Genomic DNA, 14,352 nt, shown 5'->3' with positions numbered 1-14,352 from the left:
CGATGTCGGCCGAGGTCTTCGAGCAGCAACGCGACCGCCTGACCGCGATCGCGCTCCGGATGCTCGGCACGCGCGCCGACGCCGAGGACGCCGTGCAGGAGACCTGGCTGCGGCTGGCCCGGCAGGACGCCTCCGCCATCGGGAACCTGCCCGCGTGGCTGACCACCGTCGTCGGGCGGGTGTGCCTGGACGCGCTGCGCTCGCGGGCCTCGCACCCGGCCGCTCCCCTGGAGGGCGTGGACGCGGCCACCGGCGAGGCCGTCGAGGACGACGCGGTGCGCGCCGAGTCGGTGGGGCTGGCCATGGGCGTGGTCCTGGACGCGCTGGCGCCCACCGAGCGGATGGCCTTCGTCCTGCACGACATGTTCGCGGTGCCCTTCGAGGAGGTCGGGCACATCGTCGGAAAGTCCACGGCGGCGACGAAGATGCTGACCAGCCGGGCGCGGCGGAAGGTCCGCGAACTCGACCGTCCACAGGAGAGGGTTGAGCACCGCGAGGTGGTCGACGCGTTCCTGGCCGCCTCCCGCGAGGGCGACTTCGAGGGACTGCTGCGGCTGCTGGACCCCGATGTCGTCCTGCACGAGCACATGCCGCGCGGTGTCGTGGTGAAGCTGGGCGCGACCGAGATCGCCGCGCGGGCGGTGCGCGGGGCCCGCATGGCCTTCGTGGTCTGGCCGGCGCTGGTGGACGGCGTGCCCGGCCTGGTGGCCTGGACCCTCGACGGGCGGCCGCTGGCGACCGTGACCTACACCGTCGAGAGTGGACGGATCACGCGCATCGACTCGATCGTCAATCCGGCGCGGCTGCGCGGGCTCGCCTAAACGGCGCAGCGGAATCCCGTGTTGCCGCTGGAGGAATCCGGCGTGTTCGAGGTCCTCGCGGCCACCCGGTAGCGGTCGCAGTACGACTCGTGGCACAGGTAGGACCCGCCGCGCACCACCCGCGAGTCGCCGCGATCGGCGGTCCCGGCGGCGGTCCAGGTGTCGGCGCACCATTCCCAGACGTTGCCCGCCATCTGGTAGAGCCCGTACCCGTTGGGCGGGAAGGTCTTCACCGGCGCGGTGCCGAGGAAGCCGTCCTCGCGGGTGTTGAGGCGCGGGAAGCGGCCCTGCCAGATGTTGGCGCGGTGCCGCCCGCGCGGGGTGAGCTCGTCGCCCCAGGGGTAGCGCGCGCCGACGAGTCCGCCGCGGGCCGCCGCCTCCCACTCGGTCTCGGTGGGCAGGCGCTTGCCCGCCCAGGACGCGTAGGCGGCGGCGTCGAACCAGGACACGTGCGTCACCGGATGGTTGGCCACGGCCTGACTGGCCGGGCCGCCGGGGTGCCGCCAGGACGCCCCGCGCACCGGGAACCACCACGGCGTCTCGGGCACGCGGGCGTCCAGCACCTCGGCCTCGTGGTGGACCAGCAGGTGGAACACGTACGACCAGCCCTCGGTCTCGGCCGTGGTGAGGTAACCGGTGGCCTTGGCGAAGGTGGCGAACTTGGCCACGGTGACGGCGGTGGCGTCCAGGTGGAAGCCGTCCAGCGCGACCGCGCGCACGGGTCCCTCGGCGTCGGCGGGGTAACCGCCGTCCCCGCCGAGGAGGTACTCCCCGGCGGGCACGGCGACCATGCCCTTCAGGTCCGGTTCGCGCGCGGGGAAGGAGATCTCGTCCCCGGCGCCCGAGCCGGACGGCGCGCAGCAGTTCACGCCCGCCAGGCCGCCCACGCGTCGGCGACCATCTCGCGCAGGTCGTGGCGGGCGGTCCAGCCCAGGTCGCGGCGGATCTTGTCCACGCCGGCGACACCGCGCGCCGGGTCGCCGGGACGGCGGTCGACGACCTCGTGCGGCACCGGCAGGCCGGTGACCTCGCGGACGGCGCCGAGCACCTCCAGCACCGAGGAACCCTTGCCCGTCCCCACGTTGTAGACCTCGCCCACGCTGCCCGCCGCGACGGCGTCCAGGTGGTCCACGGCGACCACGTGCGCGTCGGCGAGGTCGGCGATGTGGATGTAGTCGCGGATGCCCGAGCCGTCGGGCGTCGGGAAGTCGCCGCCGGTGACCTGGACGGTCTCGCCGCGGTCGATGGCGCGGAACACGATCGGGATGAGGTTTCCGACGGAGGTGTCGCGCAGCTCGGGCGAGTCGGCGCCGACGACGTTGAAGTAGCGCAGGGCGATCCAGGAGAACCCGTGGGTCTTGGACGTGAAGCGCAGGAGCCGCTCGCCGATCAGCTTCGTCTCGCCGTAGACCGAGATCGGGTCGACCACGAGGTCCTCGACGAGGAACTCCTCGGGCGCCAGTCCGTAGAGGGCGGCGGTGGAGGAGAAGACGACGCGCTCGACGCCGGTCTCGGCGATCGCGCCCACGATGGACACCAGTCCGCCGACGTTGTCGCGGTAGTACTCGACCGGGATCTTCATCGACTCCGGGACCGACTTGCGGGCGGCGAAGTGCAGGACGCCGGTGACGCCGTGCTCCTTGATCGCCGCGACGACCGCGGCCTGGTCCTTGACGTCGCCCACGACCAGCGGGACGCCCTCGGGCACGCGGGAGACCAGCCCGGTGCTCAGGTCGTCGAAGACGACGACGTTGGTGCCCTTGGCGTGCAGCCGCTTGACCGCGTGCGCGCCGATGTACCCCGCCCCACCTGTGACCAGCCAGGTCATGCGTCCTCCTCGGACTTGATCTCGGGAGCCTTCAGACTATCCAGGGTGGTCTTGGCGATCAGCGCGGCCAGGAACAGCCCGTTGACGGCGGTGAAGAACACCACCACCCAGACGGTCAGATTCGGGACGAACGCGATGACCAGGGTGATCGCGGTGACGACGGCGCCGTAGTCGCGGATCAGCTTGACGAGCCCGACGATGAGGGACTCACTCGCGATGAGCGAGTCGCCGTCGCCGCTCTTGCCCATGACGGAGGTGACCAGGTTGGTCATCCACAGCCCGGCGAAGGCGGCCACCAGCCAGGTCGGCGTCCAGTCGGTGTAGGCCACGGCCACCGAGGCGGTCGCGGCGGTCACCGCGGTCTGCTGGGCGATGTCGGCGAGGATGTCCAGGCGCGCGCCGGCCGGAGAGGAGCGCCCGGTGACGCGGGCGAGCATGCCGTCGGCGCAGTCCAGGGAGTAGGCGAACTGCCACACCGCCAGCGCGAGCAGGCCCATGAGCGCCGCCGGAACCCGTCCGTCGGCCATCACCGGGGCCAGCGCGATGAGCGCGGCCGACATGGCCAGCCCGCACACGAGGTTGATGAGGGTGACCGCCGAGGGCGCCAGGCCGAGGCGGTGCGCGACGACGGCGCAGACCGAGCCGATCCGCTGGTTCACGAACTGCGTGAACAGCCCGCCGCGCCGGTTGACGGCCAGGAAGTCGGCGGCGCGTGGCTTGGTGAGAGGAGTCGTCATGCGCGTTCGTGCTCCTTTGAACCGGTGGTTCCGCGTGAGGGCGCACACAGCGTACTCAAGATGACGAAAACACCAACGGAGCCGGTCAAGGCCTTGATGGGGCGGTTCGTTTTGCGCCACTATGACCATAGTGCTCGGTACGAGCACCGGTGATGCCTGGTGTTCGCCGTGGTGCGAGCACCGTTGACACCTACCCATGGAGGTGGCCGTCATGCAGGTCCGCAACGCGATGAGCACCAAGGTCCTGTCGATCGGGCCCGACCACACGCTGAGGCAGGCGGCGGCGCTCATGGCGCAGCGGCGGGTCGGCGCGGCGGTCGTTATCGATCCCGACTCGGCGGGTATAGGCATTCTGACCGAACGGGACATTCTCAACGCGATCGGCGCGGGACTGGATCCCGATGTGGAGCGCACCGCCTCGCACCTGACGCGGGACCTGGTGTTCGCCCCACCGTCGTGGACGCTGCACGAGGCGGCCTCGGCGATGGTCCGGGGCGGCTTCCGCCACCTGATCATCATCGACGGCGACGAGCCGGCGGGAGTGCTCTCGGTGCGCGACATCGTGAGGGTGTGGTCACACGCGATCACGGCCAACCCGAACGTGACACAACCCATGCACTGAGCACGAATGTGACGCCCTGTATAGACATCCGTCTATATTTTGACAGCGGACAGTTCTGAGGGTGTCCACCCGCCTAGCGTGCGGTAGCCATGATGTAACAACCGCTGGAGCGGTTGTTTCCCGATGCGCCGCACGCTGGGGAGGGCAGATGGGCGATCAAGTGCGTCAGCGGACGTACACGCACGCGGATCTGCGCAGTTACCGATCGAAACTGCGCAGGTGCCTGTCCACTTTGGGCCTCATGCTCGACAGTGGACGATTCGACGACGGTGAGCTGTTAACCGGCGTCGAGCTGGAGATCAACCTCGTCGACGACGCCGGAAGAGCGTCCCTGAAGAACGCGGAGGTCCTGGCCTATCTCGCCGAGTCGGACGCCTACAGCGAAGTGGCCGTCCAGCCCGAGCTCGGCCAGTTCAACCTGGAACTGAACCTCGACCCGCGCTCCATCGCCGGGAACGGCTTCTCCGCCTACGAGCAGGACCTGCGGTTCATGCTCCACGAGGTGGACGAACGGGCCCGCAAGACCGGCTCCACGCTCGTCCTGGTCGGCACGCTGCCAACGCTGCGGCACGCCGACGCGACCGAGGACAGCCTGTCCACGAACCTGCGGTACCGGATGCTCAATGACTCGATCATCGCCGCCCGGGGCGATGACATCGAACTCGACATCCAGGGCGTCGAGCGGTTGCGCGTGTACACCGACTCGATCGCGCCGGAGGCGGCCAACACCTCCGTGCAGTTCCACATCCAGACCCCGCCGTCCCAGTTCGCCGCCTACTACAACGCCTCGCAGGCGCTGGCCGGCGCGCAACTGGTGGTCGGGGCCAACGCGCCCTACCTGTTCGACACGCGGCTGTGGGCCGAGACCCGCATCGCGCTGTTCGAGCAGGCCACCGACACCCGCAGCCGCGAATTGAAGGCGCAGGGCGTCCGCCCGCGCGTCTGGTTCGGCGAGCGGTGGGCGCACTCCGTCCTCGACCTGTTCGAGGAGAACCTCCGCTACTTCCCACCACTGCTGCCCGAGTCGCACGCGGAGGACCCATTCGACGTCTGGCGCGCGGGAGGCGTCCCGAAGCTCACCGAACTGCGCCTGCACAACGGGACCGTCTACCGCTGGAACCGGCCCGTCTACGACGTCGGCGCCAACGGGCTGCCGCACCTGCGGGTGGAGAACCGGGTGCTCCCGGCCGGTCCCACCGTCATCGACGTGCTGGCCAACATGGCCTTCTACATGGGAGCGGTGCGGGTCCTGGCCGAGAGCGACCATCCGGTGTGGACGCGGATGCCGTTCGGCGTGGCCGAGCAGAACCTCCAGGCCGCCGCCCGCGACGGGATCGCCGCGCGGCAGTGGTGGCCCGGTCTCGGCGAGGTGGACGGCGTCCGGCTCGTCGACGAGGTCCTGCTGCCGCTGGCGCACGACGGGCTCGACCGCTTCGGCGTCGACCCGGCCGAGCGCGACCGGCTCCTCGGCGTCATCGAGGCGCGCTGCCGCACCCGCGTCAACGGCGCGGCCTGGCAGGTCGCCACCGTCCGGCACCTGGAGGAGAAGCGCTCCCACAACCGGACCGAGGCGCTGCGCGGGATGCTGAAGCAGTACGTCCGCAACGCCGCGACCCAGGCTCCGGTGCACCAGTGGGACGCCGCGGCTTGACCCGGAGCCACCGCTTAATCCGATGACCGCGCGGCGGGCTCTTCGTACGATGGGGATGAATCGTCCCCACGTTCAGGAGCCCGCCGTGCTGTCCGCAGTCCGCGTCACCGACGCCATCGTGATCCCCGAGGGGGATCTGCGCTGGCGCTTCTCGCGGTCCTCGGGACCCGGCGGCCAGGGCGTCAACACCGCCGACAGCCGCGTCGAGCTCAGCTTCGACCTGGCCGGCTCGACGCTGTTCCCGCCACTGCTCAAGGAACGCGCGCTGGAGCGGCTGGCCGCGAAGCTGGTCGACGGCGTCCTGACCATCGCCGCCTCCGAGCACCGCGCGCAGCTGCGCAACCGCGAGGCCGCCGCGATGCGCCTGGCGCAGGCCCTGCGCGAGGCCGTGGCACCACCGCCGCGCAAACGGCGCCCGACGAAGCCGAGCCGGGGCTCGGTGGAGCGGCGGCTGGCGGCGAAGAAGCGGCGCGGTGACGTGAAGCGGGGACGGCGGGGCGACGAGTAGTCCCGTGCCGGGACAGGGCTCTAGAAGCCCTTGGCCAGTTCGCGGGCGCGGGCGTCGACGTCGGCGCGGGCGGCGTCCCAGTCGCCGGTGACGGTGGGGTGGAAGCCGATCTCGGTGACGTCGTCGATGCCGGTCCAGTGCAGCCAGTCGGTGAAGTAGGGCGACATGAAGTTCGTCCCGAACGATGGCGGCAGTCCCGGCGCCCAGACCGCGCTGGTGGACAGCACGGCGGCCTTCTTGCCGCGTCCGGCGAGCAGGCCGGTGTAGCCCTTCTCGGCGTCGAAGCCGAAGACCCACCCGGGCTGGCTGACCACGTCTATGAACTGCTTCACGACGTAGGGCACCGAGTGGTTCCACATCGGCAGGCTGAACAGGAGCCGGTCGGCGGCGTCGAAGCGCTCGAAGACGCGGCGGGCCGCGTTCCACGCCTCGCCCTCCTCGCCCTGCGGTTCGGCGCCCGAGAAGACGGTCATCTTGGCCTTCGCGCCGACGGCGAAGCCGGGCAGGGAACCGTCCCAGAGGTCCCAGTGCTCGATCGTGTCGCCGGGGTGGGCGTCGCGGTAGGCGTCGAGGAAGACCTCGGCGACGCGCAGGGACTCGGCGTCAGTGCCGCGTGGGGAACCGGAGATGTGCAGGAGCTTGGACATGACTCTCCCGGGGAGTAGGCGGACCATGGTCCGGATGACTCCCGCAAATATACGGACCACAGTCCGTTTCGGCAAGCCTCCGGATCCACCGGGAGATCACATCGGGGCTCCGATCCCTCGCGGACTCAGTGCCGGGGCGGGCTCCCCGGTCGGTAGAGCAGCTCCAGGATCGAGCGCGCCGTCTGGATCCACGTCTCCAGGAAGTCCTGCGAGGGCGGGTCGCTGCGCGGGGGCAGCTCGGTGAGCAGGCCCCGGAAGAGCGGGTGGGCCGCCATCGGCTCGTCCCACTGGTCTTGCTGCATCGGATAGGCGGACTGCTGATGGGACGCCGGCTCGTAGCGCTCCCGGAAGTCGCGCGGGTCGCGGGGACGGCGCGGGTCGGGCGGCATGAGGCCGAGCAGCTGGTCGCCGTCCATCCCCTGTGGACCGTCGTGCGTCACCGACTGTGCGTTCTCCGGAACTCTGTTCACCTTTACCATGGTGCCGGACGCGGAGGGTAATAACGAGCAATTCGGATGTGTGTCGCAAAACCGACGGCCAACCCTATGCTTCCTTTAAGCAGGGTGGCGCGCGCCACGTCCGTCCCAATACCCTGCGGCCATGGCCAGATACGCCTGGGGACGCACGCTCCTCACCGCCTTCGGCACCGCCGCCGTGATCGGGCTCGCCCAGCTCGGCGCCGCCTACGGGCTCACCATCGTGGACTGGCGCCAGGACACCGCCGGACTGTGGTCGGCCAACATGGCCTGGACCACCTGGCTCGCCGCCATCTCGGCGATCGCCGGGGCCCTCGCCGGGGCCCGCACCGGCGAGTCCATCGCCACCCGGATCGCCGCCGTGCTCGCCGCGGGCGTCGGCGCGTCCGTCATCGGGCCGCTCATGGCGCTGCCCGCGCGGGAACCCGGCGCGCACGGGCTGCCGGGCACGCCGTTCCTCGCCGTCGGCATCGGCGTCGCCACCGGCATGGCGCTGGCGCTGATCGCGATGGCCGCGCGGCCGGTCGCGTGGAGCCTCATGGCGTCCACCGGGCTGGTGTGGCTGCTGGCGCTGCTGTCGGCGTTCGCGCCGATCGGGGACCGCTCGGTGCCCTCCGGGCAGCTCGGCGTGTGGGGCACGTGGGCCGGGGTGACCGGCGCGCTCGGCAAGCGCGGGCTCGCGCTGGCGCCGCCGCTGATCATCGGCTCGCTGCTCATCGGCGTCATCGTCGCCTGGATCGCCAGCGCCGGTGGGCGCGGGCACCGGGTCGCGGCCGCCTCGGGCGTGGCCGGTCCGCTGCTGGTGACGGTGGCGTACATGGTCGCCGGGCCCGGCACGGGTTCCACGGTCGACTCCATGTCGGCGTTCCTGATCGGCCCCTACGCCGCCCTCGCCGGGCTCATCGGTTCCCTCACCGTCTCGGCCCTGCGCAAAGAGAAGAGCGAGCCCGTGCCCACCGACGACAAGGAATACCCGCTGCCCCGCCGGGACGCCGAGGACACCGTCTACGAGCGCATCCCCTCCCCCTCGACGCCGCCCGATCCCTACATCGACGACTACACGAAGGCGCTCGACGAGGTCGACTCGTCCTTCGCGCCCAAGGACGAGCCGCAGCCCGCCCGCGAGGGCGAGGACGTCCCGGCGCCGCCGCCGATGCCGCCCTCCGACGAGACCGAGAGCTGGGTCAGCGAACTCAAGACCGATTCCACAAAGAGCGTGCCGACGAAGCGCACCCGCAGGCCCAAGGAATAACGAGAGGCGGACACGGGGTCCGGCCTGCGACGATGCGCCCATGGCGCTTCGTGAATCCACCCCCGCAGACCTCCCCGCGATGGCGGAGATCTGGACCGAGGTCTACCCGCACCTGATCACCACGCCCGAGTCCCTCGCCGCCCGCGACGCTCCCGGACGCCGCCTGTACCGGCTCGTCTGGGAGGAGGACGGCGAGATCCTGGCCACCGGCGGCGCCGGTCTCGACACCCACATCTCCACCCCGGACGCCTGGTACCAGTTCATCCTGGTCGCCCCCGCCCACCAGAAGAAGGGCATCGGGACGGCGTTCCAGGAGACCATCGACGCCCACCTGCGCGAGGTCGGGGCCGCGCAGGTCTCCGTCCGCAGCATCTGGGAGCACGGCTTCGCCTTCGCCGAGAAGACCGGCTTCGCCCACACCCGCACCGAGCGGATCTCCCGCCTCGACCTCGCCGGGCTGCCACAGACGCCGGAACTGCCCGAGGGCGTCACCGTCCAGTCGATCAACGAGATCGACCTGCGGCTGGCCTACGAGATGGAACTCGCCACGGTCAACGACGTCCCCGGCGACGACCCGTGGAAGGTCCCGCCCTTCGAGGAGTGGGTGAAGGACTTCGACGAGCCGCGCTTCGACAAGGACGCCTCGATCCTGCTGGTCGAGGACGGTCGCGCCATCGCGCTGGCCTACCTCGACCGCGGCGACGTGCGCGTGTGGTCGGGCTACACCGCCGTCCACCCGGACGCGCGCGGGCGCGGCCTGGGACGCCTGGCCAAGCTCGTCGCGCTGAACCGCGCGAAGGCGTCCGGCGCCACCACGGCGTTCACGAACAACGACGCGACGAACGCGCCGATGCTCGCGGTGAACGTCGGCCTGGGCTACCGGCCGCACTTCGAGCAGCGGGCCTACCTGCGCAGGCTCTAACCCAGGGAGATCAGTTCGAAGGGGGTGGCGAGTTCGCAGCCGAAGCGCTCGCCGCCGCCCTTCCCGACCATGGTCAGGAACTGGCGGGCGTAGGCCTCGGGCGCCTGGTCGGACAGGGCGCCGATGTAGGCCTTGTGCTCGGCGAGGGAGGCGATGGCCCGCTCCAGCGTGCCGGTGATGTCGACGGCGTGCGTGGACTGCGGGGAGTTGGCCAGCGCGACCCAGCGCACGCCCTGCCACGGCTGGTGGCCCTCGTCGATGAGCTCGGTGTGGATCCAGCGGTTGCCGGAGTCGAAGGCGGCGTCGAGGACGGAGTCGCCGACGGCCCGGTGGTCGGCGCTGTTCCAGCTGCCGGGCTGCCAGTGGTCGCGGCGGTTCAGGGTGATGATCAGCTCGGGCTTGTGGCGGCGGATGACGCGGGTGAGGTCGCGGCGCAGCTCGATCCCGGCCTGGATGAGGCCGTCCTTGTGGTCGAGGAACTCCACCGTGGACACGCCGACGGCGGCGGCGCTGGCGATCTGCTCGGCCTCGCGGACCGGCGCGCACTCCTCGGGCGACATGCCGTCGATCCCGGCCTCGCCGCGCGAGACCATCACGTAGGCGACCTCTTTGCCCTGCGCGGTCCAGGCCGCCACGGCGCCGCCCGCGCCGTACTCCATGTCGTCGGGGTGCGCCACGATGGCCAGCGCGCGGGTCCAGTCCTCGGGCATGGGCTGCAAGTCGGTCATGGGCTGGAGCCTAGACGAGTTGCGCGGGACACTCTTACGGATGCGGGGATCCGAAAGGTTCGCATGGATTCCGGTGATCTCCATCCTTGGTGGACGATCGCCGTGTCCCTACCTTGCTTCCCATGCCCGTCAACAGAAGAAGTGCCCTCGCTCTCGGTCTCGGCGGTGCGGCGGCGGCCGTGCTCGGGACCGCCGCTCCCGCTGCGGCCTCCGCCGACTCCGCCCCCGCCTCGGTCCAGGACGCGTTCGCCGCGCAGACCTCGCGCGCCGGTGGCACGTGGTACGTGAAGGTCCTGCGGGCCGACGGGGCGGGCGGGTTCGCGCCGGTGCTGTCGCTGCGGCAGCACGACATCGTCTACGGCGCCTCGGTGCAGAAGCTGGCGGTGGCCGCCACGGTGCTGGACAAGGTCGACCGGGGCCTGCTGTCGCTGTCGCAGAAGGTGACGCTGGACGCCGGGACGGTCCTGGACGGCTCGGGCCTCTACTTCCACCAGACGGTGTGGGGCGACCAGATCACCGTGGCGGGTTTCCTGACCGCGATGCTGCTGGTCTCGGACAACACGGCGGTGCGGCTGTGCGGTGCGCTGGTGCCGACGGCCGAGATCAACGAGATCCTGGCGGCGAAGGGCTTCACGCACACGCGGGTGGAGCCGGGTTCGACGCCGAACCGGTTCTTCCTGGGCACCACCACGCCGCATGAGATGACCGATCTGCTGGCGCGGCTGGCGAACAAGACGCTGCTGTCGCCGGCGTCCTGCGAGTTCATGCTGGGGATCCTGCGCGGCGGCAGCGGCTACCACGACGGCGTGCGGCGGGACATGTCCTCCGATGAGCGCGACCGGGTGGCCACCAAGCACGGCGCCTTCGACGACGCCCGGCACGAGGCGGGGATCATGTTCGACGCCACCGGCGCCCCGGCGGCGGTCTACGGCTTCTTCGCCGACGGCATGGAGGCCGACGCGGAGAACTACGGCGGCACGCACCCGGCGGTGCGGGCGCACGCGCTGCTGGGCCGGGTCCTATTCGACCGCTACGCCCGGGAGCGGGTGGCCAATCCGGCCGCGCGGACGGCGTCGCGGCCGTTCCGCCCGTACAACGGGAACTGACACGACTTACGGGCGCGGCCTTCACGGCCGCGCCCGTCGGTGTCCGTGGCCTCAGCGGCGGCGCAGCCAGATGAGGGAGACGAAGTGCATGGCCGCGCCGAGGGCGGCGCCGGCCATCATGCCGGGGATGCCGTGGGTGGCGCCGACGACGATGTCGCCGAGCTGGGCGGCTCCGGCGACGACGGCCAGCACGGTGACGGTCTTGCGGGTGCGCAGGGCCGGGGTCAGCAGGACCACCCACATGACGATGCCGAGGGGGATCGCGCGGGCGGCGTAGGCCCCGGCGTAGAAGGTCACCCAGTCGGTGATCTGGTCGGCGCCGAAGACGCCGGGGTTCACCAGGCCCAGGACGGCGGAGATGGTGGCGGTGGCCGCGCCCAGGAGGTTGAGGCCGATCACGGTGCGGCGGGCGGCGGTGGGGAGGGCGTCGACGCGGTCGGTGGCAGCGGGGGTTGCGGACTGCATGGCGGGGCTCCATCACTCGTGGCGGTGAATCGTTCTCACACAGAATGATTCATAGCCTGAATGATGTCAAGCCTGTAGGATGAAGCTCGTGAATGATGTTGCCGCCGGAGCGCTCTCCGCCACCGCCGCCTTCCAGCTCGGGACCGTCGGCGCGATCACCACCGACCGGTACACGCGGGCGATCGCCCCCTTGAAGCCCAAGCAGGCGGGCATCCTGCTGGTGCTGTCGCTGTTCGAGGGCATGTCGCAGCAGGACCTGGCGCGCAAGATGGGCGTCGCGCCCAGCCTGCTGGTCGGGCTGCTGGACGAGCTCCAGGACATGGGCGCCGTCCGCCGCGAACGCGACGAGCACGACCGCCGCCGCCAGATCGTGGTCCTCACCGAGGCCGGGCGCGAGCTCTACGGCACGTGCGCCGCCGCCGCGAAGGCCATGGACGAGGAGCTGCTCAAGGACGTCGCCGACCCCGAGGCCTTCCGCGCGGGCCTGCGCCAGATCGCCGCCGGGATGGGCCTACCCGTCTAGCCGCCGCTTGCGGAACGCCTCGTCCTTGAGGGCCCAGGTGTCGGCGGGCTCGCCGAGGTGGCCGAGCTTGTCGGGGTTGACCACGCTGCGCACGGCCTGGACGCGCCCGTCGTAGATGTCGAGCACCAGCGTGCCGGCGATCAGCCCGCCGGGCGCGCGGAAGATCACGCCCGGCTGCCCGTTGACCACGGTCTCCTCCAAGACCACGTCCACGCTGGTGGCCTGCGGCCCGAACGCGGCCAGCACGCGCGCGACCTTGTCGGCGCCGCGGACCGGGTTGGCCAGGTTCGGGGCCTTGCCGCCGCCGTCGCCGACCATCTGCACCTCGGCGGCCAGCAGCTCGCGGAGCGCGCCCACGTCACCGGCGCGGAAGGCCTCGAAGAAGCGCACGGCGAGCTCGTCGCGCTCGCGCCGGTCGGGTTCGAAGCGGGGGCGGCCCTCGTCCATGTGGCGGCGGGCGCGGACGGCGAGCTGGCGGCAGGCGGCCTCGGATCGCTCGACGGTCCGGGCGATCTCGGCGAAGCCGAAGCCGAAGACCTCGCGCAGCACGAACACCGCGCGCTCCAGCGGGCTCAGCCGCTCCAGCAGGACCAGCGCCGCCATGGACACCGAGTCGGCGAGTTCGGCGGAGCGCTCGGGGTCCTGGTAGGGGTCGGTGAGCAGCGGTTCGGGGAACCAGGGGCCGACGTACTCCTCGCGGCGGACGCGCGCCGAGCGCAGGACGTCGATGGACACGCGCGTGACGACGGCCGAGAGGAACGCCTTCGGTGAGTCCGGGCGGGTCTCGGTGGTCTCGTAGCGCAGCCAGGTCTCCTGCACGGCGTCCTCGGCCTCGGTGACGCTGCCGAGGATGCGGTAGGCGATGGAGAAGAGGAGCGGGCGGAGGCTCTCGAAGGTCTCCGCCGCAAAGTTCCCGGTCTGTTCGCTCATCGCCGCTCCTCGGTGCCGGTCCGCGCCATCGTTCCCGAGACGATCGGGGCGGACCGGCTGTGACATCGCCGGGTGTGATCGCGGCTACTCGCGGCCGGTGCCGACGATCATCTTGCCGATGTTCTTACCCGACAGGACCCCGATGAACGCCTCGACGATGTTCTCGATGCCCTCGACGACGGTCTCGGCGGGCACGGCGGCGCCGGAGCGCAGGTGCGGGACGAGGAACTCCTCCAGCTCCTCCTGCACGTGACGGTAGTCGCGGACCAGGAAGCCCTCCAGGCGGATGGACTTGCCGACGATGTCGTAGAGGTTGTAGGGGGCGGCGGGCGGGTTGGCGGGGTCGTTGTACTGGGCGATCGCGCCGCACCAGGCCACGCGCCCGTGGGGCTTGAGGACGTCGATGGCCGCGGCGAGATGGTCGCCGCCGACGTTGTCGAAGAAGACGTCGATGCCCTCGGGGGCGGCCTCGCGCAGCCGCTCGGTGACGCCGTCGTGGTAGTCGAAGGCGGCGTCGAAGCCGAAGTCCTCGACCAGGCGGCGGGCCTTCTCGGGGGAGCCGGTGCTGCCGATGACGCGCCCGGCGCCCATGAGCCTGGCGAGGACGCCGACGGCGGTGCCGACGCCACCGGCGGCGGCCGAGACGAACACGGTCTCGCCGGGCTGGATCTTGGCGATGCGGGTCAGGCCGACGTAGGCGGACAGCCCGGTCCCGCCCAGCAGGCTCAGGCGGGTGCGCAGGGGGACGCCCTCCCAGCCCGGCAGGAGGCTGTACTCGCCCTCGCTCACCAGGGCGTGGGTGCGCCAGCCGTGCCGGTGGAAGACCAGGTCACCGGGGTGGAGGCCGTCCAGGCGGGAGGACACCACGCGGCCGAGCGCGCGTCCCTCCAGCGGCTGGTGCAGCGGGTCCTCCTCCATGACCTCCCGGTGGTAGGGGTCGACGGAGAGGTACAGGTTCTCCACGAGGGCGGTGCCCTCGGTGGTCTCGGGGAGCGGGCCGGACACAAGGGCGAAGTCGTCGGGAGAGGGCAGTCCGGGGGCGGGGCGGCGGACCTGGTGCACGGTGATCGCGGTCGTCATGGACGTATTCCTACGTCCGCGAGCGCCTCCCCATACAGACATCGGCGTCGATGGAA

General features: G+C 71.3%; 17 protein-coding genes. 8 read left to right on the top strand and 9 right to left on the bottom strand.

Annotated features, from left to right (window positions below):
* Nucleotides 1-2 precede the first annotated feature (2 nt).
* A complete protein-coding gene (locus tag QSK10_RS30030; RefSeq protein WP_285666741.1) occupies nt 3-821 on the top strand; it encodes a sigma-70 family RNA polymerase sigma factor in 819 nt (272 codons plus the stop codon).
* Here QSK10_RS30030 and QSK10_RS30025 read toward each other — a convergent pair.
* Genes QSK10_RS30025 through QSK10_RS30015 form a run of 3 tightly spaced genes read right to left on the bottom strand, consistent with a single transcriptional unit; the run spans nt 818 to nt 3,386 of the window.
* On the bottom strand, nt 818-1,690 hold the full coding sequence (locus QSK10_RS30025; protein WP_490246405.1) for a formylglycine-generating enzyme family protein: 873 nt from the start codon (nt 1,688-1,690) through the stop codon (nt 818-820). The two genes, QSK10_RS30030 and QSK10_RS30025, sit on opposite strands and share 4 nt — an antisense overlap.
* A complete protein-coding gene (gene galE, locus QSK10_RS30020; protein WP_285666740.1) occupies nt 1,687-2,649 on the bottom strand; it encodes a UDP-glucose 4-epimerase GalE in 963 nt (320 codons plus the stop codon). Before galE ends, QSK10_RS30025 begins: the two co-directional genes overlap by 4 nt.
* Nucleotides 2,646-3,386, bottom strand: a complete 741-nt coding sequence (locus tag QSK10_RS30015; protein ID WP_285666739.1) for a CDP-alcohol phosphatidyltransferase family protein — start codon at nt 3,384-3,386, stop codon at nt 2,646-2,648. The genes galE and QSK10_RS30015 overlap by 4 nt, the downstream gene beginning before the upstream one ends.
* Nucleotides 3,387-3,597: 211 nt before the next feature.
* Between QSK10_RS30015 and QSK10_RS30010 the strand changes: the two genes are divergently transcribed.
* The 3 genes from QSK10_RS30010 to arfB all read left to right on the top strand — a co-directional run bounded on the left by QSK10_RS30010 (nt 3,598) and on the right by arfB (nt 6,167).
* Nucleotides 3,598-4,008, top strand: coding sequence for a CBS domain-containing protein (locus QSK10_RS30010; protein ID WP_285666737.1), 411 nt, complete (start codon nt 3,598-3,600; stop codon nt 4,006-4,008).
* Between the two features lie 148 nt (nt 4,009-4,156).
* Entirely contained in the window at nt 4,157-5,659 is a 1,503-nt protein-coding gene (locus QSK10_RS30005; RefSeq protein WP_285666736.1) for a glutamate-cysteine ligase family protein, read from the top strand.
* Between the two features lie 85 nt (nt 5,660-5,744).
* The gene (gene arfB, locus QSK10_RS30000; protein WP_285666735.1) at nt 5,745-6,167 is read left to right on the top strand and encodes an alternative ribosome rescue aminoacyl-tRNA hydrolase ArfB; all 423 of its coding nucleotides are present in this window, start codon (nt 5,745-5,747) and stop codon (nt 6,165-6,167) included.
* Nucleotides 6,168-6,187: 20 nt separating this feature from the next.
* On the opposite strand, the gene QSK10_RS29995 is transcribed toward arfB, so the two are convergent.
* On the bottom strand, nt 6,188-6,814 hold the full coding sequence (locus QSK10_RS29995; RefSeq protein ID WP_285666734.1) for an FMN-dependent NADH-azoreductase: 627 nt from the start codon (nt 6,812-6,814) through the stop codon (nt 6,188-6,190).
* Nucleotides 6,815-6,939: 125 nt separating this feature from the next.
* The gene (locus tag QSK10_RS29990; RefSeq protein WP_285666733.1) at nt 6,940-7,284 is read right to left on the bottom strand and encodes a hypothetical protein; all 345 of its coding nucleotides are present in this window, start codon (nt 7,282-7,284) and stop codon (nt 6,940-6,942) included.
* 130 nt (nt 7,285-7,414) lie between these two features.
* On the opposite strand from QSK10_RS29990, the gene QSK10_RS29985 reads away from it, so the two are divergent.
* Complete coding sequence (locus QSK10_RS29985; RefSeq protein ID WP_285666732.1) at nt 7,415-8,542, top strand: hypothetical protein; 1,128 nt, start codon at nt 7,415-7,417, stop codon at nt 8,540-8,542.
* Between the two features lie 40 nt (nt 8,543-8,582).
* Nucleotides 8,583-9,464: a GNAT family N-acetyltransferase gene (locus QSK10_RS29980; RefSeq protein WP_285666731.1), complete on the top strand. Its 882-nt coding sequence runs from the start codon at nt 8,583-8,585 to the stop codon at nt 9,462-9,464.
* Here the strand turns inward: QSK10_RS29980 and QSK10_RS29975 are convergent.
* Nucleotides 9,461-10,192 (bottom strand): PIG-L deacetylase family protein, encoded by a 732-nt coding sequence (locus QSK10_RS29975; RefSeq protein WP_285666730.1) that lies wholly within the window; start codon nt 10,190-10,192, stop codon nt 9,461-9,463. The genes QSK10_RS29980 and QSK10_RS29975 overlap by 4 nt on opposite strands.
* A gap of 122 nt (nt 10,193-10,314) precedes the next feature.
* Here QSK10_RS29975 and QSK10_RS29970 point away from each other — a divergent pair, with 122 nt between their 5' ends.
* Nucleotides 10,315-11,298, top strand: a complete 984-nt coding sequence (locus QSK10_RS29970) for a serine hydrolase (protein ID WP_285666728.1) — start codon at nt 10,315-10,317, stop codon at nt 11,296-11,298.
* A 51-nt stretch (nt 11,299-11,349) separates the two neighbouring features.
* Here the strand turns inward: QSK10_RS29970 and QSK10_RS29965 are convergent, their stop codons facing one another.
* The gene (locus QSK10_RS29965; RefSeq protein WP_285666726.1) at nt 11,350-11,763 is read right to left on the bottom strand and encodes a hypothetical protein; all 414 of its coding nucleotides are present in this window, start codon (nt 11,761-11,763) and stop codon (nt 11,350-11,352) included.
* An 88-nt stretch (nt 11,764-11,851) separates the two neighbouring features.
* Here QSK10_RS29965 and QSK10_RS29960 point away from each other — a divergent pair, with 88 nt between their 5' ends.
* Nucleotides 11,852-12,286, top strand: a complete 435-nt coding sequence (locus QSK10_RS29960; RefSeq protein ID WP_285666724.1) for a MarR family winged helix-turn-helix transcriptional regulator — start codon at nt 11,852-11,854, stop codon at nt 12,284-12,286.
* On the opposite strand, the gene QSK10_RS29955 is transcribed toward QSK10_RS29960, so the two are convergent.
* Nucleotides 12,275-13,216, bottom strand: coding sequence for an RNA polymerase sigma-70 factor (locus tag QSK10_RS29955; RefSeq protein ID WP_285666722.1), 942 nt, complete (start codon nt 13,214-13,216; stop codon nt 12,275-12,277). The two genes, QSK10_RS29960 and QSK10_RS29955, sit on opposite strands and share 12 nt — an antisense overlap.
* Before the next feature lie 84 nt (nt 13,217-13,300).
* Nucleotides 13,301-14,296 carry an NADP-dependent oxidoreductase gene (locus tag QSK10_RS29950; RefSeq protein ID WP_285666721.1) on the bottom strand — a complete coding sequence of 332 codons (996 nt, stop codon included), beginning with the start codon at nt 14,294-14,296 and terminating at the stop codon, nt 13,301-13,303.
* Nucleotides 14,297-14,352 lie beyond the last annotated feature (56 nt).

This window comes from Actinorhabdospora filicis (genome assembly GCF_030269765.1).
Taxonomy (GTDB): domain Bacteria; phylum Actinomycetota; class Actinomycetes; order Mycobacteriales; family Micromonosporaceae; genus Actinorhabdospora; species Actinorhabdospora filicis.
The sequence above is the reverse complement of the archived record's forward strand: the minus strand, read 5'-3'. Positions and strand labels throughout refer to the sequence as shown.

Coding starts and splice junctions, on each gene's coding strand:
- QSK10_RS29985 (WP_285666732.1), top strand. CDS start 7,415: ATGGCCAGATACGCCTGGGGACGCACGCTCCTCACCGCCTTCGGCACC.
- QSK10_RS29995 (WP_285666734.1), bottom strand. CDS start 6,814: ATGTCCAAGCTCCTGCACATCTCCGGTTCCCCACGCGGCACTGACGCC.
- QSK10_RS29955 (WP_285666722.1), bottom strand. CDS start 13,216: ATGAGCGAACAGACCGGGAACTTTGCGGCGGAGACCTTCGAGAGCCTC.
- QSK10_RS30010 (WP_285666737.1), top strand. CDS start 3,598: ATGCAGGTCCGCAACGCGATGAGCACCAAGGTCCTGTCGATCGGGCCC.
- QSK10_RS30015 (WP_285666739.1), bottom strand. CDS start 3,386: ATGACGACTCCTCTCACCAAGCCACGCGCCGCCGACTTCCTGGCCGTC.
- QSK10_RS29965 (WP_285666726.1), bottom strand. CDS start 11,763: ATGCAGTCCGCAACCCCCGCTGCCACCGACCGCGTCGACGCCCTCCCC.
- QSK10_RS30005 (WP_285666736.1), top strand. CDS start 4,157: ATGGGCGATCAAGTGCGTCAGCGGACGTACACGCACGCGGATCTGCGC.
- QSK10_RS29970 (WP_285666728.1), top strand. CDS start 10,315: ATGCCCGTCAACAGAAGAAGTGCCCTCGCTCTCGGTCTCGGCGGTGCG.
- galE (WP_285666740.1), bottom strand. CDS start 2,649: ATGACCTGGCTGGTCACAGGTGGGGCGGGGTACATCGGCGCGCACGCG.
- QSK10_RS29975 (WP_285666730.1), bottom strand. CDS start 10,192: ATGACCGACTTGCAGCCCATGCCCGAGGACTGGACCCGCGCGCTGGCC.
- QSK10_RS29980 (WP_285666731.1), top strand. CDS start 8,583: ATGGCGCTTCGTGAATCCACCCCCGCAGACCTCCCCGCGATGGCGGAG.
- QSK10_RS30030 (WP_285666741.1), top strand. CDS start 3: ATGTCGGCCGAGGTCTTCGAGCAGCAACGCGACCGCCTGACCGCGATC.
- QSK10_RS29950 (WP_285666721.1), bottom strand. CDS start 14,296: ATGACGACCGCGATCACCGTGCACCAGGTCCGCCGCCCCGCCCCCGGA.